Source organism: Ruegeria sp. BHSC223 (assembly GCF_059613025.1).
Map to the genome: position 1 here is coordinate 1 of NZ_JBXWRR010000037.1, position 2,481 is coordinate 2,481.

3 protein-coding genes and 1 pseudogene are annotated in these 2,481 nt (G+C 63.5%); 1 reads left to right on the top strand and 3 read right to left on the bottom strand.

Features of this window, described 5'->3' with window-relative positions; translation table 11 throughout:
• Nucleotides 1-80: 80 nt before the first annotated feature.
• On the bottom strand, nt 81-881 hold the full coding sequence (locus tag AC2FNY_RS20975) for an alpha/beta fold hydrolase (protein WP_496803648.1): 801 nt from the start codon (nt 879-881) through the stop codon (nt 81-83).
• 50 nt (nt 882-931) lie between these two features.
• On the opposite strand from AC2FNY_RS20975, the gene AC2FNY_RS20980 reads away from it, so the two are divergent.
• Nucleotides 932-1,306 (top strand): hypothetical protein, encoded by a 375-nt coding sequence (locus AC2FNY_RS20980; RefSeq protein WP_496803649.1) that lies wholly within the window; start codon nt 932-934, stop codon nt 1,304-1,306.
• A gap of 67 nt (nt 1,307-1,373) precedes the next feature.
• On the opposite strand, the gene AC2FNY_RS20985 is transcribed toward AC2FNY_RS20980, so the two are convergent.
• Nucleotides 1,374-2,183, bottom strand: coding sequence for a DUF817 domain-containing protein (locus AC2FNY_RS20985; protein ID WP_496803650.1), 810 nt, complete (start codon nt 2,181-2,183; stop codon nt 1,374-1,376).
• A 135-nt stretch (nt 2,184-2,318) separates the two neighbouring features.
• Nucleotides 2,319-2,481: pseudogene (gene glyA / locus AC2FNY_RS20990) on the bottom strand (serine hydroxymethyltransferase); the annotation flags it as partial.

The following is a 2,481-nucleotide window of genomic DNA, read 5'->3' on the forward strand; positions in this document are numbered from 1 at the left end:
AGAAGACCGGGGCTTCTTTCTGGTCTGAAATACTCCCGCCGGAGGCGTCCCGGACGCACGGCAGGTGCAGAGTCAGAGGCTCAGGCATTCAGAAAGACACGCACCGCCGCTTCGAATTCGCGGGGTTTGTCGGCGTGTAACCAATGACCCGCGCCCGGAATCTTGGCAAAACGGGCGGCGGGGAACAGTTCTCGGATCAGCGGGCGATGCTCGGCGCGCACATAATCCGATATGCTGCCGGTCAGGAACAGAGTCGGTCCGTCCCAATGTGCTGATATGTCGGGGAAGGACATGATCGCGGGCATGTTCGCCGCCAATCCGTCGAGATTCAACCGCCACCGCTTGCCGGGCAGATCAAGCGACTGGGTAAAGAAGCTTTGCAACGCTTTCTCGACCCCTTGCGCCGCCAGCATTTCTTCGGCCTCCGAGCGGCGCTCGACCCGGCTCAGGTCGACGCCGCGCATCGCTGCGATGAAGGGCATCTGGCTGTGGGTATAAGTCACCGGGGCGATATCCGCGACCACCAGGCGGCGCAGCAGGTGCCCGTGGGTGAGCGCCAGCATCATCGCCGCCTTGCCCCCCATCGAATGGCCCAGCAAGTCGGCGCGACCGCCATGGGCCTCGATCACCTCGGCCAGATCGGCGGCCATCGCGGGATAGTCGTGTGTCTCGGCCCAGGGGCTGTGACCGTGATTGCGCATGTCGACGGCGATCACCTGCCGTTCATCGGCAAGTCGCCGGGCGATCACCCCCCAGTTGCGGCCAGATCCATAGAGCCCATGGGCGATGACAAGGGGTGGGGTGTCGGTCGGGGTGCCATGCAGGATCGTGGTCAGCATGCCGCCCTGATAACCTGACGCGATCGCCCCCGCCAGCCCCATTGAGCCTGCCCGGACCGCGCGATATGGTGCCCGCCGGGGGTATGACAGCCATGACCGATAGCGACCGGATCGAAGACCAGATTGCCGTGACCGTCGCGTTGCTGCGGACGCGGCTTGGGGTGCATGGAAAATCGCTCCGCCTCGCGCTCAGACGGGCCAAGCACCGACTGCCGCGTCGTATCTATCGCCGTGCGATGGAACTGGCCCGGGTCGAGCCGATGATGGCGCATCCGCGATTGCGGATGACGTTGAACGCCCCTTCGTTGAGTGCCGCCGCACGCGAGGTGCAGGCGCATCTGCGCGGCATCGACCTGGCCGACCGGCGCAAGGGCTGGTGGCTGGGTATGCTGGGGGCGCTGGTCTTCAACCTGCTGGTATTTGCCGCGTTGTTGCTGGCCTTCCTGGCCTGGCGCCGGCTGATCTGACGAGACAGCGCCGTGCGGAACGCACGGCGCCCGGCCCAACGCATCTTTGGCCGCATCTCTGATGCGGTCACATGGGGCGGGAGCGCCCCTTGGCTGGAGCCTCCTCCAGCGCGTCGCGCATCACCAGCGTGACCGTGACGAAGCTGACATAGAGCAACAGATACCAGGATCCCATCTTGGCCAGCCGCACCATCTCTCCGGCGATCTGCCCGGAATAAAGCCAGGTGCGCGTGGCGGTGCCCACATTCTCGGCCAGCCACAGGAAGAACGAGCTGAAGAAGGCCGCCAGCGGCAGCGGCATCCAGTAGCGGTGATCGCCGATCCGAAAGGTGATCCGCGTCCGGGCATAGAGCGCGACCGTTGCGGCAAACAGGGCCAGCCGTAGGTCGAACAGGAAATGGTGAGCAAAGAAATTTACATAGATCGCAACCGCCAGCAGGACCGACAACCAGAAGGGCGGGTAGGGCGCAAACCGCATGTCGAACAGCCGGATGGCGCGCGCCATGTAGGACCCCACAGAGGCATACATGAAGCCCGAGAACAGCGGAACGTTCCAAAGCTTGACCAGGCCTGGGCCGGGATAGGTCCAACTGCCGGCCTGGACCTTGAAGATCTCCATCACGGTTCCGGTTAGGTGAAACAGCAGGATAACCCGGACCTCGCGCCAGCTTTCCAGTCCCAATGCCAGAAACAGCACCTGCAGGCCCAACGCATAGATCAAGAGCGCGTCATAGCGGGCGATCGCCCAGTCCTGTTGCCAGATGCGGTCGCTGACCATCAGGCCGATCAGCAGCGACGCGCCGAACAGGGCGGCCCAGCCCTGTTTCAGAACGAACATGACAAATTCTGCCAGCACATGGGGCAGGCGGGCACGCATCCAGTCGCCAAGCCGCCGTTCCAACTGGCGCGTCCGGTTGCCCCGTATCCTGGTCAAATGGTCTGCCCGAAAATGAAAACTGCCACCGGGATGACCGGTGGCAGTGATGATGTCAATCCGAAACGTTTTTATTCATCAAAGGTTTGGATAGATCGGGAATCTGGCGCAGAGGTCTGCGACCTGGGCTTTGACCTTGTCCTCGACGGCGCCGTTGGCGTCTTCGCCGTTGGCGGCCAGGCCATCGACCACCTCGATGATCCAATCGGCGATCTGGCGGAATTCGGCCTCGCCGAAGCCG